The sequence below is a fragment of the Terrabacter sp. R4-6 genome, assembly GCF_057529065.1.
On the sequence record NZ_CP197224.1, the window covers coordinates 1,480,993 to 1,506,500 of the forward strand.

Below are 25,508 nucleotides of genomic sequence, written 5' to 3' on the forward strand. Positions count from 1 at the left end.
GTCCCGCCCCGTCCGCCACACTGGGACCTCACACTTCCGCGGGCCGGAGCGTCTACAGGGCATGAAGCGACCGTTCGAGCAGGCCGTCACCGAGCACGGGGCCGTCGTGCTGCGCGTCTGCCGTGCCGTGCTCGGCCCGACCGAGGCCGACGACGCATGGTCCGAGACCTTCCTCTCGGCCCTGCGTGCCTGGCCCGACCTGCCCGACGACGCGAACGTCCGGGCGTGGCTCGTCACCATCGCGCACCGCAAGGCCGTCGACGTCGCCCGAGCGGGCGCCCGTCACGCCGTCCCGGTCGCGGTGGTGCCCGACGCCACCGCCCCACGCGCCGACCAGCCGGAGGAGGCCCTGCCCGACGGGGACCTCTGGACGGCCGTCGCCGCACTCCCCGAGAAGCAGCGCCTCTGCGTGGCCTACCACCACGTGGCGGGGCTGCCCCACCCCGAGGTCGCCCGCATCGTCGGCGGCACACCGGCGGCAGCACGCCGCGCGGCGGCCGACGGGATCGCGCGGCTCCGGTCCACGTACGCCACCGACGGAAGGGTGAGCACCCATGTCTGACCACACGACCCAGCTCCTCACCGAGCCCCTGACCGGCGAGGACGCACGCCTCGCCGCCCTCCATGCAGCTCTCGTCGACCGTGCCTCCGCAGAGTCCGCCGTCGACGTGACCTACCGCCTCGTGGACTCGCCCGTCGGGTCGCTCCTGCTCGCCGCCACCGAGCTCGGGGTCGTACGCGTGGCCTTCGAGACCGAGGGCCACGACCGGGTCCTCGAGTCGCTCGGGTCGTCCGTCGGCTCGCGGATCCTGCGCGGCGGCGACCGCCTCGACCCGCTGGCCCGCGAGCTCGACGACTACTTCGCCGGCCGGCGGCAGGGCTTCGACATCCCGCTCGACCTGCGCCTGGCGCGCGGTTTCCGGCTCACGGTGCTCCGGCACCTCGGCGAGATCCCCTACGGATCGACCGAGAGCTACGGGGAGGTCGCCGTGGCGTCGGGCAGCCCGCGCGCCGTCCGCGCGGTCGGGTCGGCGTGCGCGACGAACCCGCTGCCGATCGTCGTGCCGTGCCACCGCGTCGTCCGCTCGGACGGCTCGCTCGGCGGCTACCTCGGTGGCCTGCCCGCCAAGGAGCGGCTCCTCGCCCTCGAGCGCGCCGCCTGACCTCCACCTGCCGTGACCGGGCGCTCACTCGAGTGGGACGGGGCGCTCACTCGAGTGGGGTGGGACGATCGGGGGCATGCGCCTCGGAGACCCGTCGTGAGCTGGCCCGTGCGAGCGACGAAGGTCGTCTACGAGAACCCGTGGATCCGGGTCCGTGAGGACGCCGTGACCCGACCCGACGGCACCGACGGCATCTTCGGGGTCGTCGAGATGCAGCGCCCCGCCGTGTTCGTCGTGGCCCTGACCGACGACGACGAGGTCGTCCTCGTGACCCTCGACCGGCACACCGTCGGCAGCTCCGTCGAGGTCCCTGCCGGCGGCACCGACGGCGAGGACCCTCTCGAGGCCGCCCGGCGAGAGCTCGCCGAGGAGACCGGCCTCGTGGCTCGGGACTGGCGACAGGTCGGCACGATGAACGCCCTCAACGGCGTGTGCCGGGCACCGGAGGTCGTCTTCCTCGCCACCGGGCTCGAGTCGGCACCGGGCGTCCACGACAGCGCGGCCCGCGCCGAGGAGGGCATCCGGGACGTCCGCCGGGTCCCGGTCCGCGAGGTCATCGACCTGGTCGGTGACGGCACGATCACCGACGGCGAGACGGTCGCCGCGCTCATGCTCGCGCTCGTCGCCCTCGGGAGGGTCTCCTGAGCCCTCTCGGGAGCCCGCGGCGCCGCGACGACCGCGCCACCCGGCATACGCCATCGGGTGAGATCGGAGCCGAGTGCAACGGTTCGCCGTGCCCCTGTGTCTAGGTGGGTGTACGACACTGACAGCCAGACGATCGGCACCACCGATGACGACCGGGACCGGCGGGAGCACATGAGACGCAGGGACGAGGCGGCGTTCCGCAGCTTCGTGGAGGAGCGGCAGACGATGCTGCGCCGACGCGCCTACCTGCTCTGCGGCAACTGGGCCGACGGCGACGAGCTCGTCCAGGAGGCCCTGGCGCGCGTCTACGTCGCCTGGCCGCGCATCGCCACCGGCGCCGAGACGGCCTACACGAGACGCACGATGATGAACCTCTACCTCAACGACCAGCGCAAACGGCGCCGCGAGGTCCTCACCGACGAGGCCCCCGAGCCGGCCACGACCGACCACGACCGCGAGCTCGCGATGACCCTGACCGACCTGCTGCGCGACCTTCCCGAGAAGCAGCGCGCCGTCCTCGTCCTCCGCTTCTGGGAGGACCTCACGGTGCCCCAGATCGCCGAGTGCACGGGCGTGGCCGAGGGCACCATCAAGAGCCAGATCTCGCGCGGGCTCGCCGCCCTGCGAGACCGGCTCGCCGAACCACCACTGACCGGGGCGGGAGCCTTCCCATGAGCGACGACACGACGAGCGGACCCGGCACCGCGCCGGAGGAGGGCGAGCTGCAGCTGCGAAAGGCGCTGTCCACCATGAACGACCTCGAACCACCCCGGGACGACCTCTTCGCCCAGCGCGCCCTGATGCGCGGGCGGGCCCGCACCTCACGCCGCCGCTCCACGCTGCTCGGCGCCGCGGCCGCGCTCGTCGTGGTCGGCGCCGTCGGCGGCTCGTGGATGGCACTCAGCCAGGGCGGCGGGTCGGCGAGCAGTGCGAGCGCGGGCTCGGCCCCCGAGGTCATGAAGGACGCGACCGGGAGCGCGGGCGCCGACAACGGCGCCCGCGGCCCCGCGACCCTCAGTGGCAGCGAGACCCCGACGGGCGTCGACCTCGTCCCGTCGGCGCCGCCCGCCCGTGACAGCACGCGCTGGTTCGGCACCCTCTCGACCCTGCAGACGAACGCGTTCGACGCCGTCGAGCCCACCGTGGCCGCGCGCTGGCCCGACGTCTTCTCGGGGGCGTACGCCGCCGATGCCGCAGGCGCCCGCGTGGCCGTCGTCGTCACCCGGCACGACCCCGACCTCGAGGCCTTCGTGGCCGCCGCGATGCCGGCACCGACCGATGTGGAGTTCGTCGTCATGAGCCATTCCCTGGCCGAGAAGCAGAAGGTGGCGAAGGAGATCATCGACCAGCGAATGCTCTGGCGTTCCAAGGGGATCGAGATCATCGCCGTGACCCAGGACGGACGCGCAGACCAGGTCGTCGTCATGGCCGACGAGGGCTCGTCGCCCGGTCTCATCGCGCAGCAGTACGGCGACATCGTGAGGGTCGTCCCGTCGACCCCGACGGCTCCGGGCAAGTTCCCGGACGGGAGCACGCTGCCGACCCTGCAGCAGTAGGAGGGCGCGTCGTCGGCCGCCGCGATTAGGCTGCTCGACATGGAGCAGCCGACCCCTCCGCAGGCACCGATCAGCCCGCTCGACGCGCTCCGACGCATCTGCTTCCTGCTCGAGCGCGGCCGCGAGAGCAGCTACCGCGTCGACGCGTTCCGCAAGACCATCGAGGCCATCACCCTCATCTCCGAGGAGGAGCTGCACGAGCGCGTCGAGGCCGGAACCCTCAAGCAGATCAAGGGAATCGGCGACTCGAGCGCCGCGATCATCGGTCAGGCCGTGCGCGGCGTCCTGCCGGCCTACCTCGTCTCCGCCGAGGAGAAGCACGGCGCACCGCTGACGGCCGGAGGCGCTGAGCTCTACGCCGCGCTCCGCGGAGACCTGCACGCGCACTCGAACTGGAGCGACGGCGGGAGCCCCATCGAGGAGATGGTCCTCGCCGCCGTCGAGCTCGGGCAGGAGTGGATGGCGCTGACCGACCACTCACCGCGCCTCACCGTCGCCAACGGCCTGAGCCGGGACCGCCTCACCGACCAGCTGAAGCGCGTCGACGCCATCAACGCGAGCCTCGGCGAGGCCTTCACGCTCCTGCGGGGCATCGAGGTCGACATCCACCTCGACGGCTCCCTCGACCAGGACGACGACATGCTCGACCAGCTCGACGTCGTCACGGCCTCGATCCACTCGAAGCTGCGCCAACCGTCGTTCGAGATGACACCACGCATGGTGGCCGCCGTGCGCAACCCGCACACCAACGTCCTCGCGCACTGCACCGGTCAGCTCGTGACGGGCGGCCGCGGCAAGCGCCCGCCGTCGCAGTTCGACGCCGAGAAGGTCTTCCGCGCCTGCCTCGAGCACGACGTCGCCGTCGAGATCAACTCGCGGCCCGAGCGGTGCGACCCGCCCGACGAGCTCATCGAGCTCGCCCGCGACCTCGGCTGCCTCTTCACCATCGACTCCGACGCCCACGCGCCGGGCCAGCTCGACATGAAGTCCCTCGGCTGCGAGCGCGCCGAGCGCCTCGGCATCCCCGCCGAGCGCATCGTCACGACGTGGCCCGTCGACGAGGTCCGGGCGTGGGCCAAGGGGTGATCCTGAGTGCCGTTTCGGAGGCGATCGGAGGGGTCCCGGACGGGCATCCGGAGCCGATTTGGACGGTGCTGGAATCTCCCATATAGTTTCGACGTCCCAACGGATAGGTCGGGCAGGTCCCCATCGTCTAGCGGCCTAGGACTCCGCCCTTTCACGGCGGCAGCACGGGTTCGAATCCCGTTGGGGATACGCAGTACAGTTCGACACGCACCACCCAGTAAGGCCCCGTAGCGCAGTTGGTTAGCGCGCCGCCCTGTCACGGCGGAGGTCGCCGGTTCGAGCCCGGTCGGGGTCGCAAGACAGCAGAAGCGCCGCTCTCCACAGAGAGCGGCGCTTCTCGCATGTCCGGCCTTGCGTGTCCGGCCTCGTAGGGTGGGCGGGTGCGGATCGCGGTGCTCGACGACTACCAGGGCGTCGCCCTGTCCAGCGCCGACTGGTCGCCGGTCACCGCCCACCCGACCTCGCCGTGCACCGTCGACGTCTTCCGCGACCACCTCTCCGACGCCGCGGCCCTCACCGAGCGCCTCGCGCCCTACGACGCCGTCGTCGTCATGCGCGAGCGCACCCCGCTGCCGGCGGCCGTCCTCGCCGCCCTCCCCCGCCTGCGGCTCGTCGTGACGACCGGCCGCCGCAACCCGAGCATCGACGTCGCCGCGGCCACCGCCGCCGGCGTCACCGTCTGCGGCACCGAGAGCCTCGCCACCGCCCCCGCCGAGCTGACGTGGGCGCTCGTCCTCGGGCTGGCCCGGCAGCTCGTCCCCGAGGCCACGGCCGTGCACGACGGCGGCTGGCAGACGACGGTCGGTCGCGACCTCTCCGGCCACACGCTCGGCCTGCTCGGGCTCGGCCGCATCGGCACGCAGGTCGCCGCGGTGGGCCGGGCCTTCGGGATGGACGTCGTCGCGTGGAGCCGCAGCCTCACCCCGGAGCGGGCCGCGCAGGCGGGCGTCCGGGCGGCCCCGCTCGACGACGTGCTGTCGGGCTCCGACGTCGTCTCGGTCCACCTCGTCCTCGCCGAGGGCACCTGCGGTCTCGTCGGTGAGCGCGAGCTGGCGCTCATGCGCCCCGACGCGCTGCTCGTCAACACCTCCCGTGGCCCCATCGTCGACGAGCACGCCCTCCTCTCGGCCCTCCGGCGAGGTCATCTCGGTGGCGTGGGGCTCGACGTCTTCGACGAGGAGCCCCTCCCCGCCGACCACCCGCTGCGCACCGCGCCGCGCACGCTGCTGACACCCCACCTCGGCTACGTGACGCGTGACGCCTACGCGACGTTCTGGGCCGGCGTCGTCGAGGACGTGACGGCATACCTCGACGGTGCCCCGATCCGAACGCTCTGACCGCTCGTCGGGCGCGGGACCGCGCCACGGCTGCGTCCCGGCGACCCGCACCGCGAGATCTCGCGCAGGACCATTCCGAGGGCGTATGCCGTCCGGCCGGCTCCCGCGGGTCCGCGACCTCAGCGGTGGCCGGCGCGCAGCACCAGCTCGAGCTCGAACCGGACCTCGGGGTCGTCGAGCGCGTCGCCGAAGAGCTCCTTGAGCTGGGCGACGCGGTAGCCCACGGTCTGCTGGTGGACGAAGAGCTCGGCGGCGATCGGGGCGCGCTGTCCCTGGTGGCGCAGCCACGACAGGAGGGTCTCGGTGAGGCGCTCCCGCACGGCCGGCCTCAGCCCGTCGAGCGGTGCGAGCCGGGTGCGCGCGAGGTCATCGGTGGCGAGCGGCTCGGCGAGGACGACGAGCTCGGCGAGGTGGTCCTCGACCCAGACGGGGGCGGCGTCGCCGTGCGGCCGGTCCGAGCCGGGCGCGACCCCGTGCGCCCCCGCCGACGTCGCGAGGTGCAGCGACTCGCCCGCCTGCTGCCACGGGCGGGCCGGGCCGACGATGGCGCGCCGCCCACGCAGGGCCCGCTCCAGGTCGCGCCGACGCGCCTTGCGGCTGACGAACGGGAAGACGACGACGACGTCCGCGCCTCGCTCGGCGACGAGGCCGTCGGGGCCCAGCGACCCGCGCAGCCCGTCGACGTGCGGGAAGGGCACGAGGGCGACGACGACGACCTCGGGCAGGGTCCAGCCCACGGCTGCGGCCAGCCGCGCCACGCCGCCGTCGCTCGAGTCGCCGCGCAGGATCATCTCGAGCAGCTCACCGCGCAGCCGCAGCTGCTCACCGGCGCGCTCGGACTGCTCCTGGGCGTAGCCCTGCGCGCTCGCCGCGGACAGCTCGTCGATGTAGGCGAAGAGCGACTCGCCGAGGGAGAGCAGCACGTCGGGCGGCAGCTGCGACACGTCGACGGTGCGCGAGATCGCGCGGAAGGTGACGCGCGCGCCGTAGCGGTAGGCGGCGAGGAGGGACTCGAGGCTCCGGCCGGAACGCACCTCCCCGCGACCGAGGTTCTCGTAGACCCACTTCCCGTCGTCGGACAAGGCCGTGAGGCGCGTCCCCGGCAGGTCGAGGAAGCGGTTGAGCGCCACCGTCACGCCCCGACGGACGCCCTGCCCGAAACGACCCTCCATCGGCATCGCATAGACCGGCACGTCACGGGGTATGCCCTCGATGATGGCCTCGACGATGTCGCCGACGACGGGGCGAAGCACGGTCGTGACTTCGGCTGGCAGAGACAACCACGGCGGGTCTGACGTGTCCTGCGCCACTTCGACCTCCCACCTTTTGTCGTCACGCGATAGTTTCCTTTCTCAAAGAGTACGCGCCGCCCCAAGATCCCGAGGGGCTTCGGCGACGACCATAGGAGGATGACCCAGATCAGAGCTCTCCGGCGTGTGGCGTCGATCCTGACGACCCCTCTCGCGCCCGAGGACATCATCAATCTGGTCAACCCGCTCGCGTCGGCGCGACAGCTGCGCGGGGTCGTCACGAAGGTGGTCCGCGAGACCCCCGACTCGACGACGATCCACTTCCGGCCCGGCCGCGGCTGGAACCCCCACGCCGCCGGCCAGTGGGCCCGCATCGGCGTCGAGATCGACGGCGTGCGCCAGTGGCGCAGCTACTCGCTGTCGGCCGCCGTCGGCCACGACCCCGCCATCACCGTCACCGCGATCGGCTTCGTGTCGACGGCGCTCGCTCGCAGCACCAAGGTCGGCGACATCCTCTTCCTCGACACCCCGCAGGGCGACTTCGTGCTCCCCGAGCACCCCCGTCCCCTCCTCATGCTGACGGCGGGCAGCGGGCTGACGCCGGTCATGTCGATGATCCGCACGCTCGTGCCGCGACGACCCGACGCCGACGTCGTGCTCGTCCACTCGGCGCGCACCCGCGACGACGCCCTCTTCCACGACGAGCTGCTCGAGCTCGCCGACCAGTTCCCCGGCCTCACGGTCCGCCACTGGTTCACGCGCGAGGAGGGCTCGCGGCGGCTCGACCTCTCGGACGTCACCGACCTCGAGACGCTCTGTCCCGACTGGCGCGAGCGGGCGGCATACGCCTGCGGTCCGACCGACTTCCTCGACGCGGCCACCGAGCTGTGGCTGCGCGACGGCGACGACGCCACGCACACGAACCTCACCATCGAGCGCTTCGCGCCCGTCCTGCTGGAGGGATCCGGCGGCGAGGGCGGGCTGCTGACCTTCGAGAAGTCCGACAAGGAGGTCGAGGCGGGCGGCGACGTCCCCCTCCTCGAGGCCGGCGAGGACTGCGGCGTCGTCATGCCGAGCGGGTGCCGCATGGGCATCTGCCGCAGCTGCCTCGTCCCGCTCGTCGCCGGCAAGGTCCGCGACCTGCGCACCGGTGAGGTCCACGGCGACGAGGGCGAGCTCATCCAGACCTGTGTCAACGCAGCCGCCGGACCCGTCCACCTGGACATCTGAGAAGGGAACCACCATGACTGCCACCACGAACCGACCGACCACGACGCCCCTCGAGGCCGAGGCCACCGATGTCGCCGAGGGCACCGCCCCGACGACCCGGACGCGCAAGCCGGTCCTCGCGGCGTCCGGCGGCCCCGCCAAGCGCCCGAGCGCCGCCGCGCACCTCTCCGACGCCGACGTCGAGCAGCTCGGCAAGGAGCTCGACGCCCTGCGCGACCGCGTCATCGCGACGCGCGGCGCCTCCGACGCGGCCTACATCCGCCGCGTCATCCGCATCCAGCGCACCCTCGAGGTGGCCGGGCGCGCGACGCTTCTCCTGTCGAAGAAGAAGTCGGCGTTCGTCGCCGGTACCGCGATGCTCAGCGTCGCGAAGATCCTCGAGAACATGGAGATCGGCCACAACGTCCTGCACGGCCAGTGGGACTGGATGCGCGACCCCGACATCCACTCCACGACGTGGGAGTGGGACTTCGTCACCCCGGCGGCTGCCTGGAAGCACACGCACAACGACCTGCACCACACGTGGACCAACGTGCTGGGCAAGGACAAGGACGTCGGCTACTCCATCCTGCGCATGGACGAGGGCCAGCCCTGGCACCCGGGCAACCTCGGCAACCCGCTCTACAACATGATCCTCGCGCCCTTCTTCGAGTGGGGCATCGCGATCTACGACCTCGAGCTCGAGGCCGTCAAGGACGGCGAGAAGTCCAAGGACGACCTCAAGAAGGACCTCAAGGCCATGGGCCGCAAGGTCGTTCGCCAGTTCACCAAGGACTACGCCGCGACCCCGCTCGCCGCCGTCCCCTTCGGGTCGGGCAAGCAGGCCCTCATCGGCACCTTCACGGCCAACGCGATCCGCAACGTCTGGGCGCACTCGGTCATCTTCTGCGGCCACTTCCCCGACGGCGTCGACACCTTCACCGAGGAGGAGATCGAGGGCGAGACCCGCGGCGACTGGTACATCCGCCAGATGCTCGGCTCGGCCAACATCTCGGGCAGCAAGCTCATGCACATCATGACCGGCAACCTCAGCCACCAGATCGAGCACCACTGCTTCCCCGACCTGCCGAGCAACCGCTACCACGAGGTCGCCGTCGAGATGCGCGAGATCTGCGAGCGCTACGGCCTGCCGTACACGACCGGCCCGCTGCCCAAGCAGGTCTACCAGGCGTGGGCCAAGGTCTTCCGCCTCGCCCTGCCGAACCGGCCGCGCCCCCTGCCGAAGAACGCCGCCCACGCCGTCAACGCCCCGGTCCCGCCGCGGCGCTCCGCACTGCCGATGGTGGCCAGTGTCGGCTGAGGCGGCCATGTCGTCAGCACGACCGGTGCCGACGGCCGCCTTCTTCGACCTCGACCGCACCCTGATCAGAGGATCCGCCAACTACCCGCTCGCGATCGCTGCCTTCCGCGGCGGTCACGTGCCGTGGAAGGACCTCGTCAAGGACACCGTCAACGCGATCTCCTTCCACCGCAAGGGATCCACCGACGAGGGCTCCGAGGCGCTGCGCGAGCGCATCCTCAGGGCGGTCGCCGGCATCCCGCAGTCCGACATCATCCACCTGACCGACGCGATCGTCCCGGGCATCGTGCGCAAGGCCATCCCGGCCTCGATGGGCCTGCTCGCCGAGGCACGCGCCGTCGGCCACGACCGCATCGTCGTGTCGGCCTCCCCCATCGAGCTCGTCAGCCGCATCGCGACGGCGCTCGGGCTCGAGGGGGCCGTCGCCACGCGCAGCGAGCTCGACGAGGAGGGCCGCTACACGGGGCACCTCACGGGTGAGTTCTGCTACGGCGCAGGCAAGGTCATCGAGATCGAGAAGCTCGCAGCCGAGCGCGGCTACGACCTCGAGCGGTGCGCCGCCTTCAGCGACTCGGTCAGCGACCTGCCGATGATGGAGCGCGTCGGGGAGGCCGTCGCGGTCAACCCCGACCGTGAGCTGCGCGAGCTCGCGCGCGAGCGGGGCTGGCGCATCGTCGAGGTCGGCCGCAAGCGCCACTGACCAGCCCGAGGTCGTATGCCCTTCGGCCCGGTCAGAGGGTCCAGCTCGACTTCTCGTAGCCGACGGCCATGCACCAGGTGCTGACGCAGTCGAGCCTGATCGCCTGGAAAGGCAGGGTTCTCGACGACCGCGACCAGGACGACCCGTTCCAGACGTGGACGCTCCCGTCGTAGGAGCTGCCGAGGCAACGCGTCGCGCTCGGGCAGGACAGGGTGTCGAGATGGTCGGGAAGCGTCCGACGCACCGACCACGTGGTCCCGTTGAACGTCGAGTAGTAGCGGCCGGAGTCAGAGTCGTCCATGCAGAAGGTGCTCGAGGCGCACGTGAGGCGAATCGGGGAGTTCAGGCCCGAGCGCCGTAGGGACGACCATTTCGAGCCGTTCCAGGTGCGGTAGTCACCGTCCCAGGTCATGGCCATGCAGAAGCGCGGACCTGCGCAGGTCGACTCGCTGACGGCTGAGGTCGGGAACAGCGTCGAGGGCGCCGACCACGTCCTGCCGTTCCAGCGACGCACGTCTCCAGACTGGAAGACGAAACACGCCGTGGTCGAGGCGCACGCGACGTCCGTCCACGGGTTGACGGTGTCGAACGTGACCGCCGGAGCCCAGGCACCCGTCCACAGCCGCGACGTGCCCTGCTGCTGGTCGACCGTCATGCACCACGTCGCCGAGAGGCAGTCGACGGATGACGGATACGTCCCGAGCCGCACCGTCCCCGTCCACGCGCTGCCGTTCCAGCGAACCGCGCTGCCGAGGTAGTCGGTGGCCATGCAGAACGTGGTCGTCGGGCAGGACAGGTCTGCGACCCACTGCGACGAGAGGTCGAACGTCCGTGCGGCGGTCCACGTGGAGCCGCCTCCGCGCCAGAAGTGGCCGCGGTTGTCGACGACGACGCACGTGGACGAGGACGGGCAGTCGACGGCGTAGGTCGCGCCGTAGACCGACGCGATGCTCCGGATCGTCCAGGACGAGCCGTTCCAGCGACCGACCCGCTCGTCGCCGACGGCCTGGCACGACGTCGCCGAGGTGCACGACAGCGAGTTGGCCTCGAGCAGCATGCCGTTCTGGGCCTGTCCCGCATAGCGCCACGAGGCCCCGTTCCACCGCCACGTGCGGTACGACGTGCCACTCGTCGCGAGGCAGAAGGTCGCCGACGTGCACGAGAGGTCGAACGTGGAGTCGACGCTCGTCTGGTTGAGGAAGGAGGCAACCCACTGCGCACCCGAGGACCTCAGAGCGATCGCGGCACCCGTGCTGGCGACACCGATCCCGTGACAGACGGCCGCCGACGGACAGACCACGGCATCGACCCGCGAGGCCCACGGGGCGGTGACGACGCCAGTGATCGTCGAGCCGTTCCAGTAGCCGATGCGGCGAGCGGACTGGTCGTTGCCGGCGACCACCGCGCAGCGGCTCGAGCTGTAGCAGCTGACGGTCCGGAACGGGGCGAGCGCCGACGGCACGACCGTCCAGGCGCCCGAGCGGTAGACGCCGTAGCCGAATGCCGACACCGCGAGGCAGAAGGACGTCGTCGGACACGAGACGGCGCGGACGTCGGGGTTCTGGCCGTCGACGCGGGGGAAGACGACTTTGGGGGCGGTCCAGGTGCTGCCGTTGAAGGTCATGGCCCGGCCGGAGAGGTCGACCGCCATGCACCACGTCGTCGTCGGGCACGAGACGTCGCTCGGCCGGCCGCGGTCCGGGATCGCCGTGACCGGCGCGCTCCAGACGGGGTCGGCGGCGGCGGTCACCGTCGGGACGCTGCGCGGCGCCACCCCGGAGGGCGGGCTGGCCTGCGCCGACTCGACCGGCGGCGACGTGACCGTCGCGACGAGGACCGCCAGCGCAGCGACGACCTGGCCCAGTACGCGGCTCGCGCGCATGTCTCACCCCTGTGTGCTCGTGCACGCGACAGCCGCGCGGGCCGATGCTAGGGACCGCGGGCCTCAGTGGGCAAGACCCCACGCTCATCAGGGCCGTCGACGCCGTGCCATCGCCGGGGTGCCCGCGCGTGGCACACTTCGCGACATGCCGACGATGCGACGAGCCCTCCCGCTGCTGATGGCGGTGACGGCCGCGGGCATCGCATCCTGTGGGACACCCGCGGGTGCCGGCGGGTCCGCCACGCCGGTCGCACCGACCACGATGGACGGCGGCGGGTGGTTCTCCTACGCCCCGGCGTCGGAGACTGCCGTCGCCACCGACGCACCCTCCGGGCGTGCGACACCCTCGACCGACGACAAGGGACGCGCCATGGACACGGACCGGTTCTGGCAGCTCGTGGACCGGGCCGCCTCCGCGGATCCCGCCGCCGCAGCCGAGTCGCTCTACGACGCCCTGTCGGCGCTGCCCCCGGAGGAGGTCCTCACCTTCGAGCGCGAGCTCGTGCGGCAGATGGGTCGGTCCAACACCTTCCTGCACCACGCAGCCGCCGAGACGGTGATGGGCTCCACGAGCCAGGACGTCTTCGTCAGCTTCCGCACGTGGGTGCTGGCCCAGGGTCGAGAGGTCTACGACGCCTTCGTCGCCGACCCGGACTCCCTTGCCTCGCACGGACCGGACGACGACGAGCAGGTCGGCGCCGCAGAGTCGTTCGAGGGCGTCGCCCTCGACGCCTGGTCGGCGCAGACCGGGCGCGACCCGTACGCCGAGGGGTCGGGCGTGCCCGTCGGCGACTCGGTCTACGACGAGCCGTCAGGCACCCGGCTCGACGACGCCCAGCGGCTCGCCCGCTTCCCGCGCCTCGCGGCGGCCTACGTGGGCGGCTCGCCCGCCGACGGTCCGGCGCCGATCGTCCGACGCTGAGGCCACCGGGGCACCCGCGTCACCAGGAGGTGTGGAGGGGACGTCCCTCAGCGAAGCCCGCCGTGCTCTGGAGCCCGACGACAGCCCGCTCGTGGAACTCCTCGAGCGTGCGCGCACCGGCATACGTGCAGCTGCTGCGCAGCCCTGCCACGATCTGGTCGATGACGTCCTCGACCGACGGGCGCGCGGGGTCGATGTACATCCGGGCCGTGCTGATGCCCTCCTCGAAGAGGGCCTTGCGGGCGCGGTCGTACTCGGTGTCGGTGGCCGTGCGGTTGCGCACCGCGCGGCTGCTCGCCATGCCGAAGGACTCCTTGTACTGGCGGCCGTCGTTGTCGGTGTAGAGGTCGCCGGGCGACTCGAGCGTGCCGGCGAACCACGAGCCGATCATGACGTTGGAGGCGCCGGCGGCGAGCGCGAGGGCCACGTCGCGGGGGTGGCGGACTCCGCCGTCGGCCCACACGTGCTTGCCGAGCTCCCTTGCCGCCGTGGCACATTCGAGGACCGCGGAGAACTGCGGCCGACCGACCGCCGTCATCATGCGGGTCGTGCACATCGCGCCGGGGCCGACCCCGACCTTGACGACGTCGGCACCGGCCTCGATGAGCTCTCGCGTGCCGGCAGCCGACACGACGTTGCCGGCGACGACCGGCACGCGCGGGTCGAGGGCCCGGACCGCACGCAGCGCGTCGAGCATCTTGTCCTGGTGTCCGTGGGCCGTGTCGATGACGAGGACGTCGGCGCCGGTGTCGAGCACCTCGGCGGCCTTGGCCGCGACGTCGCCGTTGATGCCGACCGCGGCGGCCACGCGCAGGCGCTGTGCGTCGTCGACGGCAGGCTGGTAGAGCCCGGCCCGGATGGCGCCGCCGCGGGTGAGGATGCCGACGAGCTCCCCGTGCTCGGACACGACGGGCGCGACCTTGCGCCGGGCCGCCGACAGTCGCTCGAAGGCCTCCTGCGGGTCGATGGAGTCGGGCAGCACGACCATGTCCTCGTGCATGACGTCGTGCACCTGCGTGTAGCGGTCGACCCCGGTGAGGTCCTTCTCGGTGACGATGCCGACGGGCTTGGGACCGTCGACGACGACTGCGGCGCCGTGGGCGCGCTTGCCGATGAGGATGAGCGCCTCGCCGGCGGTCATGTGCCGCTCGAGCGTGATCGCCGTGTCGTGGACGAGGTCGCGCCCCTTGACCCAGCCGACGACGTCGCGCACGACCTCGACGGGGATGTCCTGCGGGATGACGGCGATGCCGCCGCGGCGGGCCACCGTCTCGGCCATGCGGCGACCCGCGATCGCGGTCATGTTCGCGACGACGAGCGGGATCGTCGTGCCGGAGCCGTCGACGGTCGACAGGTCGACGTCGAGGCGGCTCGTGACCGACGAGCGGCTCGGGACCATGAAGACGTCGTCGTAGGTGAGGTCGAGCTGGGGCTGGAGGCCGTTGAGGAACTGCACGATCACCAACTCTAGGCGCCCGAGCCGGGCAGACCGCACCGGACGACCCCACGCCCACGGCACCGGCCCCCGGCACGCGGCCGGATGGCATACGCCCGTTCTCCTGTGCGGGCGCCCGCGCAGGAGGACGATGGACGGTGGACGCGACTGCGCCCCGGATCGATTGGGGGAACGCCATGACGGATGCACCGCACGTGTGCTTCGACCGGATCCTTCCCAAGGACCTGATGCGCCCTCACCGGCGCGAGCGCGGCCCGGACGGCGCGGACCGCGCGATATCGCCCATCGGCAAGGCGTGGATGAACGGCACGACGCTCAAGGTCCGCTTCCTCGAGGGCACGCCCGCGCAGCAGGCCAAGGCGCGTGAGCAGGCCGCGTGGTGGCAGGCCGCGTGCAACATCTCCTTCGACTTCGGCGACCACCTCAACGCCGACCTCCGGATCTCCTTCGACCCGAGCGACGGCGCCTGGTCCTACGTCGGCACCGACAACAAGAGCATCCCGAGCGACGAGGCGACGATGAACCTCGGCTTCCTCGACGGCGGCACCGCGGGGCACGAGTTCGGTCACGCCATCGGCCTCGCCCACGAGCACTCGAACCCGCAGGGCGGCATCCAGTGGAACGAGCCAGTCGTCATCGCGGCCCTCGCCGGACCCCCGAACCGCTGGGACGAGGCGAAGGTGCGCCACAACGTCTTCATGAAGTACGCGCTCGACCAGATCAAGGGGACGCAGTTCGACCCCGACTCGATCATGCTCTACGCGTTCCCGGCGACGTGGACCCTCAACGGCGTCGCGACGCACGCCAACGACGACCTGTCGTCGCTCGACAAGGCGTTCGTCGCGGGAGCAGCCATGTATCCCAAGGGTGCTCCTGTCGTCACCGACGCGACGACCCTGACGGTCGACGGCCCGAAGGTCGAGGGCTCGATCGGCGCCGCCGGCGAGGAGGACCTCTACGCCTTCGACGTCGCGAGCGACGGGCTCTACGAGGTGACGACCCGCGGCTCGACCGACGTCTACCTCTCGCTCTTCGGTCCGGACAGCGAGACCGACCTCGTCGGCGAGGACGACGACAGCGGCTACGGCGTCAACGCGCGCGTGCGCGCCGGACTGACCCCCGGTCGCTACGTGGCCCAGGTGCGCCACTACCGGCCGAGCGGGACCGGCTCCTACTCGATCCGAGCGCGCCGGCGCTGACCGGCTCGGACCGCTCGCACCCACAGCCCCTCCACGGCCCCTCCACCGAGGACGTATGCCGTCCGCACGCCACCCGACGGCATACGTCCTCGCGCTTCGCCTCCGGCGTAAGCCGTTGACGCTCGCCCGTAATGGAGTAATCCTGATTACATGATTACGAATGAAGCACTGGAGCGGGTGCGCGGCTGGTTCGTCGGCCGCCTGCCCGAGGAGTGGCGCAGCACGCCACCCGAGATCACGGTCGACCGCGAGGAGATCACCGTCGTCCTCACCGTCGCCGACGTCGACCTGCCCGACGGGTCGAGCGACGCCGAGCGCGACGAGGCGCGTGCCGGCCGCACCAAGGCGTTCCGCGAGGACACCCGCGGCCGCCGCATCGAGATCGCCCGCGAGGCCGAGCACCGCTTCGAGCGGAAGGTGTCGTGGGCCGTGCGCGTCGGCGACCGCACCGAGCTGTTCACGCACGTCGCCGCCCCGGCGATGACTCGCCTGCGCCAGCCCGAGCGGCTCGTCCTCGACACGCTCGTCGACGCCGGCGTCGCCCGGTCACGGGCCGAGGCCCTGGCCTGGTGCGTCAAGCTCGTCGGCCAGCACGAGAGCGACTGGCTCGGCGAGCTGCGGGAGGCGATGTCGCACGTCGCGGACGTGCGCACCAAGGGTCCCGCGGCCTGATCAGCCCTGCTGGTCGCTGCCGCGCTTGATGGCGGAGATCTCGAACTCGAGCGAGATCTTCTCCGAGACGAGCACGCCGCCGGCGTCGAGCGGCATGTTCCACTCGAGGCCGAAGTCGCGACGGTTGATCCGGCGCGAGCCCTCGAAGCCGGCACGGAGCGCGCCGAAGGCGTCGGTCTGCACGCCGATGAGCTCGATCGGGATCGTGACGGGCTTGGTGACGTCGCGGATCGTCAGGTTGCCGGAGACCATGTAGGCGTTCTCCTCGACCTCCTCGATCTGCGTGCTCTCGAAGCGGATGTCGGGCCACTTCTCGACGTCGAAGAAGTCGGCGCTGCGCAGGTGGTCGTCGCGCTGCTGGTTGCGCGTGTCGACGCTGGCGGCCTTGAGGACGACCTCCGCGTAGGACTTGGCCATGTCGTCGAGGTCGGCGTAGAGGCGACCGGTCACGTCGTTGAAGGAGCCGCGGACCGTCGTCACCATCGCGTGCCGGGCCGAGAAGCCGATACGGGTGTGGGCCGGGTCGAAGTCCCAGTCCCCGCTCAAGGCGGATCCGTGGTCGGTCATGGTCTCTCCCCTGCGGGTCGATGGATGAGTCGCGGCATCCTCTCACGACCCAGGGTGCTTGAATCTTTCACTATCGCCTCGTTCGTTGGCAAGTGCGGAGGGCGGACCCGGCCTCGGGCCCCCGAACGGCCGACCTGTCCATACCCGCTGACCATCCCGCACGCGCCCCGCGGGCGCCACCCGCGGGCGGTTTGCGAGATGCCCTGAGGGGTCGGCTATAGTTCCACTCGTTGTCCCGGCCAGGTAGCTCAGTTGGTACGAGCGTCCGACTGAAAATCGGAAGGTCGGCGGTTCGACCCCGCCCCTGGCCACCACCCCGAAGCCGCAGGTTCAGATCCCTCTGACCTGTGGCTTCGTCGTGGCCGCCGAGCGGCAAGAGCAATGGGCAGGCGCACGTTGCTGCCCTCGGGACGGGCGCATGCTGTCCTGTTGCGGCCCGTGAGGTCGTGGGTTCCCTCCCCTGGCTCCCGTGCGTGCAGGAGTGATCGGTCCCGCGCTCTGCCTGAGGGAGGCTCAGGCGTCGACGATGACGGGGATGATGAGGGGGCTGCGGCGGGCCTGTCGGTGGACCCAGGTGGACATGGCTTGGCGGACGAGCTCCTCGACCTGCTCGATGTCCTCGATGCCCTCCTTGGTGGCGGTGGTGAGCGCCTTCTGGATGGCCGGGGTGGCCTGGGCGAAGTCGCCGGGCTCGTGCTCGAACCCGTGGGCGAGGTAGTCGGGCTCCTCGGTGAGCTTGCCGGTGTCGGGATCGACGATGCAGACGATCGTGATGACCCCTTCCTCGGCGAGGGTGCGGCGGACGTGGAGCGACTCCTCGGTCGCTCCGCCGACCGTCATGGCGTCCACGTAGACCAGGCCGGCGGGGACTGTGCCGGCGATCGTCGCCCGGCCGTCGACGAGGTCGATGACGGCGCCGTCGTGGGCGATGAGGGCGCGCTTGGGGTCGACGCCGGTGCGGACCGCGATGTCGGCGTTGGCGCGCAGGTGGCGCCACTCCCCATGGACAGGGAGCACGCTGGAGGGCTGGACGATGTTGTAGCAGTAGGCGAGCTCGCCGGCGCTGGCGTGGCCGGAGACGTGCACCTTGGCGTTGCCCTTGTGAACGACGTTGGCGCCCCAGCGGGTGAGCTCGTTGATGACGCGGTAGATGGCGTTCTCGTTGCCCGGGATGAGGGAGCTGGCGAGCAGCACGGTGTCACCTTCGGCGACGCGGATGGGATGGTCTCGCCTGGCCATCCTCGACAGGGCGGCCAGGGGCTCGCCCTGCGACCCGGTGCAGATCAGGGCGATCTCGTTCGCGGGCCGGCGCTCGAGCTGCTTGAGGTCGACGACCAGGCCCGGGGGGATGTCCAGGTAGCCGAGGTCGGCGGCGATGCCCATGTTGCGCACCATCGACCGACCGACGAAGGACACCTTCCGTCCATGGTCGCGGGCCGCGTTGAGCACCTGCTGGATGCGGTGCACGTGACTGGCGAAGCTAGACACGATGACCCGTCCCGGTGTCGTCCGGAACACCGCTTCGATCGCGGGGGACAGCTCGCCCTCCGACACCGTGAAGCCCGGGACCTCCGCGTTCGTCGAGTCGACGAGGAAGAGGTCGACGCCCTCTTCCCCGAGGCGGGCGAAAGCGCGCAGGTCGGTCACCCGACCGTCGAGCGGGAACTGGTCCATCTTGAAGTCGCCGGTGTGCAGGACGAGGCCCGCTGACGTGCGGATCGCGACGGCGAGCCCGTCGGGGATCGAGTGGTTGACGGCAACGAACTCGCAGTCGAAGGGGCCGAAGGTGCGCCGGTCGTCCTCGCTCACCTGCACGGTGACCGGGGTGATGCGATGCTCCTGGAGCTTCGCCTCGAGGAACGCGAGCGTGAGGCGTGAGCCGACAACGGGAATGTCCGGTCGCTCGCGCAGCAGGTAGGGCACGCCGCCGATGTGGTCCTCATGGCCGTGCGTGAGCACGATCGCGTCGACCTTGTCGAGACGGTCCCGGATCCAGGAGAAGTCCGGCAGGATCACGTCGACGCCCGGCTGGTGCTCCTCGGGGAAGAGGACGCCGCAGTCGACGACGAGCAGCCGCCCGGCGTGCTCGAAGACCGTCATGTTGCGGCCGATCTCGCCCAGTCCACCAAGGGGAACGATCCGAAGGCCGTCACGCGGCAGCGTGGGGAGGTCCTGGGGCGATCGCCGGGAGCCGCGTCCCCGCCCACGAGACTGAGGGCGGCGACCGCCACCCGCGCTCACAGGCCACTCCCGGGACGGGCGCTCACGGCCTGGCGGTCCGAGCCTGCTGGGGCCTGCCCGGACGCCAGCCGGGTGGTTGCGGTGAACAGATGCGGTGTCATGGTGATCCTTCTCGTGCTGAGCAACGGCGGGATGGCGACGAGACCGAGGTGTCAGGTGCTCACACCGGCAGACGCGCGGATGTCACGGGAGGCAGGTCACAGCGTGTCCCGTTCCGCGTCTCGTGGAGTCGCTGGTGCGGATTCTCAGGCCACGGTGATCGGCGTTCGCACGTCGAACTGTATCGGCGTCAGGATGCCGAACGAGCAGTGTCGTAGTTGCCGCCGTACGTGGCGATCGGCGGGCGGCTCAGTGCTGCCGTGCCCGGGTGTCCTGTCGGGAGGCTCGGGTGACCGCCGATTCGACTACGTGTCGGTCCGCTCCGGCTCACCCTGCTTCTCGGACCCGTCCGCACTCGCTCCCGCTACTGCCCCCGCCTCCTCGGCCTCCTCGGCCTCCTTGGCCTCCTTGGCCGCAGCCTTGACGTCCTGCGCGACGACGTGGTCGACGGCGGACTCCACGATGGCGTCGGCCGTCGCGAGCGCCCGCCGCAACTCGACGACCGCGGGGTCGGAGACCAGGGCGACGATGGCAGAGTGGCCGGGCTCGACGGCATTTTCGAGCTCATGCGACAGTTCGCTGCGGTGGTGAAGCTGGCCCACCTTGCCGGCGGCGGCCCCCGCAGCGCCGAGAACCGCGGCGCTGGCGAGAATCGTCGGCGGAAAGATGAGGCCGAGGACGGCTCCGCCGACGACGCCCCACGTCAGGCCACGTCGGGTGGTGTGGTCGGTGGCCTTCTGGATCTCCAGCTGCCCGTCGGCCGTCCGCTTGACGACGATGACACCCTCGATCTGGACGTGCCGGCCGTCCTCAACCTCCTTGAGCGCCTCGTAGGCGTCCTGCGCCGTTCCGGTGTCCGAGAACTCAGCGATCAGCAGGGTGTATGCACCGTCGTACACCGCCCCGCCGGACATCGTGACATCGGCCTCATCGGGTGTGTTCGGGACTTCGGACATCGACGCCTCCTGGGTCAGGGGTGGACGCCGCCGGCCTGACGAGCACCGGTCGCGCCAGTGTGTTTTCGGACCCTACTCCTGAGAAGCCACGGGCAGCGGCTCGCTGACAAGAGGCAGGCCGCCCACCTCCGGGGAGATGGGCGGCCTGCGCGCCTGGCAGCTCTGTCGTGCTCCGTTCAGCGCACGACGTAGGCGGCCTTGACGACCTGCGTCACGGTGGCGCCCTTGCTGTCGGTCACCTCGACCCGCGTGGTGACCGTCTTGCCGCCGGCACCTGTGTGGTCGACGACCGCACTCCACGCCCCGGCGTTGCTGGACACCGTGGCGTTCGTCCACGTCGTGCCACCGTCGTACGAGAAGGCGAGCTTCGCCGAGACGATGTCACCGGGGGCGTAGCCACCGTGACCGGTGACCCGGATCGGGAGCACCTGCCCGGCCGAGGCTGCGAGGGTCTTGCTGCCTCCCTCGGGCAGACCGACCCGCGGGAAGAGCAGCGGGAGACCGACCGAGAAGGTGTCCGGGTCGAGCGCGGAGCGGAAGCCCCACGTCGTCTTGACCTCGGTCGAGCGAGCCCACTGACGCGCCGGACCCCCGAACTTGCCGGTGTTCAGCTCCAGCTCGTACGCCGAGTCCTCGGCCGGGACCTCGAAGACGCCGTTCGGGTAGTAGCTGTAGCCGATCTCCACGCCGTTGCGGCGCAGCGTGAGGTTGCCCTCGTCACCGAAGCTGCCCGGGTTGGCCACGTGCCCGAAGTCGTCGCCCCACATCTGCGGGGCGAAGCCCATGAGGCCACCCTGACGCTCGGCGGTCAGCTGCTCGACGCCCTGGTCGTTCTTGATGGCTGCCGGGGCGATGATGCCGCCGTACCAGCTGTCGCTGCGGACGCTCCCGGCCGGGTAGCTGCGCCAGGCGTCGGCCATCGCCTCTCCAAAGGGGAAGCTCGACGTGAGGAAGTGGAACCACTTCGTGCCGCCGTCCGTGTAGAACTCCGTGCGCCTGGTCGCCACGTTGACGGCCTCGTAGGCGGAGACACCGAAGGCGACCCCGTTGTCGCGGCCGGCGTAGACGTAGTCCAGGAGCGGGGTGTCGACGCCCACGCCCTTGTAGTCGGCATCGGTTCGGCCCAGCTTTTGGTCCTGCACGACGAAGGTCTTGTCGTCGGTCAGCGGGGTCGACTGGGTGAAGCCGAGGTTGTAGACGTACGGGCTGCTGGCCGTCGCCTTCCAGGAGAGCGTCTGCTCACCGCCGGGGGCGGTGGCAAGGAGCGCCTGGAGCTGGTCGCCCTCTGCCATCGGCAGGGAGTAGGTGCCCACGCTGAGCGGCGTGAAGCCGGTGACCGGCAGCCACTTCCCGGGAGCCGGGGCATACGCCAGCAGGGCCTTGACACCGGCCGCGCGGGCCCGGTTGACCATCGACGGGGAGATACCGCCCGTGCTGACCTTGACGAGCACGACCTTGCCACTCACGCGGGCCGGGTCGAAGAACGAGCCGGTGCCGCCGTCGACGAGGCCGGCGGTGCCGACACCGTCGAGGCCCGGTGCCGCGTTCGGCGCCGCGATCGGGTGCAGCACGGGGCCGCCGATGACCGACATGGACTCCACCACGGGCGCGTAGCGACGCGACCAGTCACCGAACTCCCAGGTGCCCTCCTTCGCGGTGCCCTGCACGTCGGCATACACGGCGGTCGCGGTGAGGCCCGCGCTGAGTGAACCCGAGTGGATCCACGTGTCGTCCCATGTGCGGGAGAACGAGAGGACGGATGCCTTGGCCACACTGGGCCGGTCCGTCTTGACCGACAGCAGGTGCGCCTTCGTCGCGTCGAAGTCGACCGTCGTGTCGGCAGTGATCGTCATCTCCGGGCGACCGAAGTACGCGATGGAGCCGACCGTGCCCGGGGTCAGGTACGTCGGGTCCGGGGTCCTGACGAAGCTCGACAGGAAGTAGGTACCGGGACGCACCTGGAACGTCTGCTCCGCCGCACCGTTGTTGAAGGCACGCTGGCCCTTGAACGAGTCGATGTTGATGACGTCGATGCTCGAACCGGCGTTGGCCGGGTTGCCGAGGCGGTCCTTCGCGCGCACCGTGAGCTGGACCGTCTCCGGAGCGACGTAGAGCGAGAAGGGCGTCGACACCGTGGCGTCGCCGGTGGCGACGATGCGACCCGTGACGTCGCCGTACTGTGCGGCCGCGAGCTTGGCGGTCGGGTCGACCTTCAGCGGGACGGTGACCGTCACACCCGCTGGGATGGTCACCGACGAGGCCCCGAGGACCGCCGGCGCCGACTTGACGGTGGAACCGTCGTCACCGGTGACACCGGCAACGGACAGCTGGAGCGTCACCGGGTGGTCCGTGACGTTGGCGTAGGGGACGCCGATGGTCGTGACCTGGGCGCTCGTGTGCGGCCACGCGAAGGTGCCAGCCTGCACCGGCATGGTGGCGACCGGTGCCTTCACGGCGGCGAAGACATCCAGGCGACCCGCACCCTGCGCGCGGACGTCACCGGGAACATCGGACTTCGCCGACGACACGAGCGCCGCCTTGAGCTGCTGGCCGGTCCACGTCGGGTGCGCCTGCTTGACGATGGCCGCAGCACCGGCGACGTGCGGCGTCGCCATGGACGTGCCCGACATGGCGACGTACGCGTTGTCGCCGCGGCCGCCCGAGCGTGCGGCGGAGATGCCGACGCCGGGTGCCGAGATCTCCGGCTTGAGGGTGTGGTCGACCGCGGTGGGGCCGCGACTGGAGAACCACGCCGGCACGTCCTGGCGGTCGACCGCCCCAACGGTCAGCACGGCGGGAGCGCAACCCGGAGCAGAGACCGTGTTGTTCGCCGAGCCGGTGTTGCCTGCAGCGATGACGAAGAGGCTCGAGCTGGTGGAGGCGAGCTCCTGAGCAGCGGCCGACATCGGGTCGTCGCAGGCCGCGGGAGCCCCGTTGCTGCCCAGGCTCATGGAGACGACGTCGGCGCCCTGCGCGACCGCCCACTCCATGCCGCCGATGATCATCGAGTCGGAGCCACCGCCGTTGTCACCAAGCACCTTGCCGATGAGCAGCTGCGTCTCGGGGGCCACACCCTTCTTGGCGCCGTCGCTCGCCGCACCGGAGCCGCCGACCGTGGAGGCGGTGTGCGTACCGTGGCCGTGCACGTCCGACAGTGCTCCACCCGCTGAGCCGGTGAAGTCCTGGGAGGCCACGATCCGGCCCTGCAGGTCGGGGTGCTCCGCATCGGCGCCGGTGTCGAGGACGGCGACCTTCGTGCCGGCCCCCTTGAGGCCTTCGGCCCAGGCCAGGTCGGCGTGGACCTGCTTGGTCGACTGGTCGAGGGTGGCGTACGCCTTGGCGTCGAGCCAGATCTTCTCGATCTTGGCACCCGCCGCGGTGGACGGGTCCGTCGCGTCGGCGAAGAAGCGGGCGGCCTGCGCCTTGCCGGCCTTGAGCGCGATGCCGTCGATCGAGTGCAGCGTCTGGCCCTTGGCCGCGCCCTTCGGGGTGACCGGTGCCGAGCGTGCCCGGCTGAGGTCGGTGGTGTAGCGCGCGATGACCGGCACGCTGTCGGTGCTGGCGTCGTCGTAGCCCATGGCGACGAGCCCGGTCACGTTGAAGAGCTCCTCGTCCACCTTGCCCGAGGCCAGGGCGTCCACGGCGTCAGCGGGATAGACGTAGACGTCCTTGCCGACCCGGCGCGTCTCGACGGAAGGCACGGTGCCGTCCTCGCGCGGCAGCACGGTGGCGATCGGGGCGTCGGTGCCTGCCCCGGTGACGAGGACCTTGTCGCCCGTGATCAGGGTGACGGTCTTGGGGGAGCCGCTCGCCGCGTGGGCAGCGGACGATCCGACGATCGGACGCGGTGTGGCACCCGAGTCCTGGCCGAAGGCCGAGGTGGGGGCGGCCGCGGTGGCGGCAACGATGGCTACCGTTGCCACCCCTAGGGTGTGACGCCAGATGGGGCGCATGCTGGTCCTCCGGGGGATGGGGCGCGAGCCCGCTGTTCGGGTCACGCTGCGTGAGGGTGACGCAGGGGAGTGGGACTCCGGCGTCGCGAGCCACAGTGCCGGAGGAGCGGGTTTGTCCGGAAGAATGTGCGTGCGGCGGTTATGTGTCATGGCGCAGGTGCGCCACCCGCCCGGACGAGGTGAGACCTACGGGAAGGAGCCGGCGTGGACGCCCTTGCAGCGCTGGGTCTCGGCCCGGCCGAGTCGACGCTGTACCGCACGCTGGTGGGGCTGGGCGGCACGAGCGTCGACGACCTGACCCACCGCTGCCAGCTCGCGGGCGCGGAGGTCGAGGAGGGTCTCGTCGGGCTGGAGCGCATGGGACTCGTCGCACAGGCGGCCGCCACGCCCGGCCGCTGGGTGGCGGCACCACCGGGGATCGCGCTGCGTGCCCTCCTCAACGACCGCCGTCACGAGCTCGACCAGGCCGAGCTCCTGGCCGCGCGGCTGGCGGAGGCGCACCGTACCGATGCTGCGGGGAGCGTCCACGACCTCGTCGAGGTCGTCGTCGGGGCCGGCGCGGTCGGTCAGCGGTTCCACCAGCTGCAGCTGGGCGCCGTCGAGGAGGTCTGTGTCCTCGTCACCGACAACCCCACGGCCGTGACGGCGTCGGAGAACCAGGCCGAGGACATCGCAGCCGCCCGCGGCGTGCGGTACCGGGTCGTGCTCGAGCGCGACGTGCTGGAGCAGACGTCGCAGACCGAGCTCGTGGCGGTGATACGCCGCGACGAGGAGGTCCGCATCAGCGACCGCGTCCCGACCAAGCTCGTCATCGCCGACCGACGCACTGCGATGGTGCCCCTCGATGCCGACTCCCCGGAGCCGGCCGCCCTCGTCATCCACTCGACGGGGCTCGTCCAGTCCCTCCTGTCGCTCTTCGACTTCGTCTGGCGCGACGCCTGGCCGCTCAACTTCGCCTCACCGGAGAGCGACGAGCTCGTGGAGACCGCCCCGGGCCCGGACGAGACCGACCTCCAGGTGCTCTCCCTCCTCATCGCTGGCGCGTCCGACGTCCTGGTCGCGCGGCAGCTCGACGTCGGGCTGCGCACCGTCCAGCGCCGCGTCCGTTCGCTCATGGATGCGACCGGTGCCAACAGCCGCATCCAGCTGGGCTGGGCGGCACACGAGAAGGGCTGGCTCCGGCGACCGTAGGGCCACGGAAGGCGCGCCTGATGACGACCGGCGACGACCCGCTCCGACCCTCGGGCGATCGCCGGTGCCCGGCTCGCTCGCCCAACGTTGGACAAGGTTTGTA

General features: G+C 71.2%; 21 protein-coding genes and 3 tRNA genes. 17 read left to right on the forward strand and 7 right to left on the reverse strand.

Going from position 1 to position 25,508, the window contains the following annotated elements:
• Positions 1 to 61 precede the first annotated feature (61 nt).
• From ACSSS0_RS07015 to ACSSS0_RS07055, 9 genes are all read left to right on the forward strand, one after another.
• Positions 62 to 562: an RNA polymerase sigma factor gene (locus ACSSS0_RS07015; RefSeq protein WP_435984712.1), complete on the forward strand. Its 501-nt coding sequence runs from the start codon at positions 62 to 64 to the stop codon at positions 560 to 562.
• Entirely contained in the window at positions 555 to 1,163 is a 609-nt protein-coding gene (locus tag ACSSS0_RS07020; RefSeq protein WP_487230549.1) for a methylated-DNA--[protein]-cysteine S-methyltransferase, read from the forward strand. The genes ACSSS0_RS07015 and ACSSS0_RS07020 overlap by 8 nt, the downstream gene beginning before the upstream one ends.
• 96 nt (positions 1,164 to 1,259) lie before the next feature.
• Positions 1,260 to 1,808: an NUDIX domain-containing protein gene (locus ACSSS0_RS07025; protein ID WP_487230550.1), complete on the forward strand. Its 549-nt coding sequence runs from the start codon at positions 1,260 to 1,262 to the stop codon at positions 1,806 to 1,808.
• Between the two features lie 171 nt (positions 1,809 to 1,979).
• Positions 1,980 to 2,483: a SigE family RNA polymerase sigma factor gene (locus ACSSS0_RS07030; RefSeq protein ID WP_028785343.1), complete on the forward strand. Its 504-nt coding sequence runs from the start codon at positions 1,980 to 1,982 to the stop codon at positions 2,481 to 2,483.
• Entirely contained in the window at positions 2,480 to 3,364 is an 885-nt protein-coding gene (locus tag ACSSS0_RS07035) for a hypothetical protein (protein ID WP_487230551.1), read from the forward strand. The genes ACSSS0_RS07030 and ACSSS0_RS07035 overlap by 4 nt, the downstream gene beginning before the upstream one ends.
• Before the next feature lie 39 nt (positions 3,365 to 3,403).
• Positions 3,404 to 4,450, forward strand: coding sequence for a PHP domain-containing protein (locus ACSSS0_RS07040; RefSeq protein ID WP_487230552.1), 1,047 nt, complete (start codon positions 3,404 to 3,406; stop codon positions 4,448 to 4,450).
• 116 nt (positions 4,451 to 4,566) lie between these two features.
• Positions 4,567 to 4,639: transfer RNA gene (locus ACSSS0_RS07045), tRNA-Glu, on the forward strand.
• A 32-nt stretch (positions 4,640 to 4,671) separates the two neighbouring features.
• Positions 4,672 to 4,745 (forward strand) — tRNA-Asp (locus ACSSS0_RS07050).
• An 85-nt stretch (positions 4,746 to 4,830) separates the two neighbouring features.
• The gene (locus ACSSS0_RS07055; RefSeq protein ID WP_487230553.1) at positions 4,831 to 5,787 is read left to right on the forward strand and encodes a D-2-hydroxyacid dehydrogenase family protein; all 957 of its coding nucleotides are present in this window, start codon (positions 4,831 to 4,833) and stop codon (positions 5,785 to 5,787) included.
• 119 nt (positions 5,788 to 5,906) lie between these two features.
• Here the strand turns inward: ACSSS0_RS07055 and ACSSS0_RS07060 are convergent, their stop codons facing one another.
• Entirely contained in the window at positions 5,907 to 7,097 is a 1,191-nt protein-coding gene (locus tag ACSSS0_RS07060) for a PucR family transcriptional regulator (RefSeq protein ID WP_487230554.1), read from the reverse strand.
• A 99-nt stretch (positions 7,098 to 7,196) separates the two neighbouring features.
• Here ACSSS0_RS07060 and ACSSS0_RS07065 point away from each other — a divergent pair, with 99 nt between their 5' ends.
• Genes ACSSS0_RS07065 through ACSSS0_RS07075 form a run of 3 tightly spaced genes read left to right on the forward strand, consistent with a single transcriptional unit; the run spans position 7,197 to position 10,267 of the window.
• Positions 7,197 to 8,267 carry a ferredoxin reductase gene (locus ACSSS0_RS07065; RefSeq protein WP_435984705.1) on the forward strand — a complete coding sequence of 357 codons (1,071 nt, stop codon included), beginning with the start codon at positions 7,197 to 7,199 and terminating at the stop codon, positions 8,265 to 8,267.
• A gap of 13 nt (positions 8,268 to 8,280) precedes the next feature.
• The gene (locus ACSSS0_RS07070) at positions 8,281 to 9,567 is read left to right on the forward strand and encodes a fatty acid desaturase family protein (protein WP_487230555.1); all 1,287 of its coding nucleotides are present in this window, start codon (positions 8,281 to 8,283) and stop codon (positions 9,565 to 9,567) included.
• Positions 9,568 to 9,574: 7 nt separating this feature from the next.
• Entirely contained in the window at positions 9,575 to 10,267 is a 693-nt protein-coding gene (locus tag ACSSS0_RS07075) for an HAD family hydrolase (protein ID WP_487230556.1), read from the forward strand.
• 31 nt (positions 10,268 to 10,298) lie between these two features.
• On the opposite strand, the gene ACSSS0_RS07080 is transcribed toward ACSSS0_RS07075, so the two are convergent.
• Complete coding sequence (locus ACSSS0_RS07080) at positions 10,299 to 12,149, reverse strand: hypothetical protein (RefSeq protein ID WP_487230557.1); 1,851 nt, start codon at positions 12,147 to 12,149, stop codon at positions 10,299 to 10,301.
• A gap of 145 nt (positions 12,150 to 12,294) precedes the next feature.
• Between ACSSS0_RS07080 and ACSSS0_RS07085 the strand changes: the two genes are divergently transcribed.
• The gene (locus tag ACSSS0_RS07085; protein WP_487230558.1) at positions 12,295 to 13,071 is read left to right on the forward strand and encodes a DUF4240 domain-containing protein; all 777 of its coding nucleotides are present in this window, start codon (positions 12,295 to 12,297) and stop codon (positions 13,069 to 13,071) included.
• Between the two features lie 19 nt (positions 13,072 to 13,090).
• Here the strand turns inward: ACSSS0_RS07085 and ACSSS0_RS07090 are convergent, their stop codons facing one another.
• A complete protein-coding gene (locus ACSSS0_RS07090) occupies positions 13,091 to 14,527 on the reverse strand; it encodes a GuaB1 family IMP dehydrogenase-related protein (protein ID WP_487230559.1) in 1,437 nt (478 codons plus the stop codon).
• Positions 14,528 to 14,703: 176 nt separating this feature from the next.
• Between ACSSS0_RS07090 and ACSSS0_RS07095 the strand changes: the two genes are divergently transcribed.
• Positions 14,704 to 15,726 (forward strand): M12 family metallopeptidase, encoded by a 1,023-nt coding sequence (locus tag ACSSS0_RS07095; RefSeq protein WP_487230560.1) that lies wholly within the window; start codon positions 14,704 to 14,706, stop codon positions 15,724 to 15,726.
• Between the two features lie 150 nt (positions 15,727 to 15,876).
• The gene (locus ACSSS0_RS07100) at positions 15,877 to 16,398 is read left to right on the forward strand and encodes a hypothetical protein (protein ID WP_435984698.1); all 522 of its coding nucleotides are present in this window, start codon (positions 15,877 to 15,879) and stop codon (positions 16,396 to 16,398) included.
• Here the strand turns inward: ACSSS0_RS07100 and ACSSS0_RS07105 are convergent, their stop codons facing one another.
• Entirely contained in the window at positions 16,399 to 16,965 is a 567-nt protein-coding gene (locus ACSSS0_RS07105) for a YceI family protein (protein ID WP_435984697.1), read from the reverse strand.
• A 237-nt stretch (positions 16,966 to 17,202) separates the two neighbouring features.
• On the opposite strand from ACSSS0_RS07105, the gene ACSSS0_RS07110 reads away from it, so the two are divergent.
• Positions 17,203 to 17,279, forward strand: a tRNA-Phe gene (locus ACSSS0_RS07110).
• A 199-nt stretch (positions 17,280 to 17,478) separates the two neighbouring features.
• On the opposite strand, the gene ACSSS0_RS07115 is transcribed toward ACSSS0_RS07110, so the two are convergent.
• The 3 genes from ACSSS0_RS07115 to ACSSS0_RS07125 all read right to left on the reverse strand — a co-directional run bounded on the left by ACSSS0_RS07115 (position 17,479) and on the right by ACSSS0_RS07125 (position 24,184).
• Positions 17,479 to 19,065: a ribonuclease J gene (locus ACSSS0_RS07115; RefSeq protein WP_435984696.1), complete on the reverse strand. Its 1,587-nt coding sequence runs from the start codon at positions 19,063 to 19,065 to the stop codon at positions 17,479 to 17,481.
• Positions 19,066 to 19,610: 545 nt separating this feature from the next.
• Positions 19,611 to 20,261, reverse strand: a complete 651-nt coding sequence (locus ACSSS0_RS07120) for a DUF1269 domain-containing protein (protein ID WP_487230561.1) — start codon at positions 20,259 to 20,261, stop codon at positions 19,611 to 19,613.
• A 176-nt stretch (positions 20,262 to 20,437) separates the two neighbouring features.
• A complete protein-coding gene (locus ACSSS0_RS07125) occupies positions 20,438 to 24,184 on the reverse strand; it encodes a S8 family peptidase (protein ID WP_487230562.1) in 3,747 nt (1,248 codons plus the stop codon).
• A 234-nt stretch (positions 24,185 to 24,418) separates the two neighbouring features.
• Here ACSSS0_RS07125 and ACSSS0_RS07130 point away from each other — a divergent pair, with 234 nt between their 5' ends.
• Positions 24,419 to 25,405: a helix-turn-helix transcriptional regulator gene (locus tag ACSSS0_RS07130; RefSeq protein ID WP_487230563.1), complete on the forward strand. Its 987-nt coding sequence runs from the start codon at positions 24,419 to 24,421 to the stop codon at positions 25,403 to 25,405.
• Positions 25,406 to 25,508 lie beyond the last annotated feature (103 nt).

What these genes read in the sequence shown, in the direction of transcription:
- ACSSS0_RS07015 (WP_435984712.1), top strand. Translation starts at nt 62, where the DNA reads ATGAAGCGACCGTTCGAGCAGGCCGTCACCGAGCACGGGGCCGTCGTG.
- ACSSS0_RS07020 (WP_487230549.1), top strand. Translation starts at nt 555, where the DNA reads ATGTCTGACCACACGACCCAGCTCCTCACCGAGCCCCTGACCGGCGAG.
- ACSSS0_RS07030 (WP_028785343.1), top strand. Translation starts at nt 1,980, where the DNA reads ATGAGACGCAGGGACGAGGCGGCGTTCCGCAGCTTCGTGGAGGAGCGG.
- ACSSS0_RS07035 (WP_487230551.1), top strand. Translation starts at nt 2,480, where the DNA reads ATGAGCGACGACACGACGAGCGGACCCGGCACCGCGCCGGAGGAGGGC.
- ACSSS0_RS07040 (WP_487230552.1), top strand. Translation starts at nt 3,404, where the DNA reads ATGGAGCAGCCGACCCCTCCGCAGGCACCGATCAGCCCGCTCGACGCG.
- ACSSS0_RS07065 (WP_435984705.1), top strand. Translation starts at nt 7,197, where the DNA reads ATGACCCAGATCAGAGCTCTCCGGCGTGTGGCGTCGATCCTGACGACC.
- ACSSS0_RS07070 (WP_487230555.1), top strand. Translation starts at nt 8,281, where the DNA reads ATGACTGCCACCACGAACCGACCGACCACGACGCCCCTCGAGGCCGAG.
- ACSSS0_RS07075 (WP_487230556.1), top strand. Translation starts at nt 9,575, where the DNA reads ATGTCGTCAGCACGACCGGTGCCGACGGCCGCCTTCTTCGACCTCGAC.
- ACSSS0_RS07080 (WP_487230557.1), bottom strand. Translation starts at nt 12,149, where the DNA reads ATGCGCGCGAGCCGCGTACTGGGCCAGGTCGTCGCTGCGCTGGCGGTC.
- ACSSS0_RS07085 (WP_487230558.1), top strand. Translation starts at nt 12,295, where the DNA reads ATGCCGACGATGCGACGAGCCCTCCCGCTGCTGATGGCGGTGACGGCC.
- ACSSS0_RS07095 (WP_487230560.1), top strand. Translation starts at nt 14,704, where the DNA reads ATGACGGATGCACCGCACGTGTGCTTCGACCGGATCCTTCCCAAGGAC.
- ACSSS0_RS07100 (WP_435984698.1), top strand. Translation starts at nt 15,877, where the DNA reads ATGATTACGAATGAAGCACTGGAGCGGGTGCGCGGCTGGTTCGTCGGC.
- ACSSS0_RS07105 (WP_435984697.1), bottom strand. Translation starts at nt 16,965, where the DNA reads ATGACCGACCACGGATCCGCCTTGAGCGGGGACTGGGACTTCGACCCG.
- ACSSS0_RS07115 (WP_435984696.1), bottom strand. Translation starts at nt 19,065, where the DNA reads ATGACGGTCTTCGAGCACGCCGGGCGGCTGCTCGTCGTCGACTGCGGC.
- ACSSS0_RS07120 (WP_487230561.1), bottom strand. Translation starts at nt 20,261, where the DNA reads ATGTCCGAAGTCCCGAACACACCCGATGAGGCCGATGTCACGATGTCC.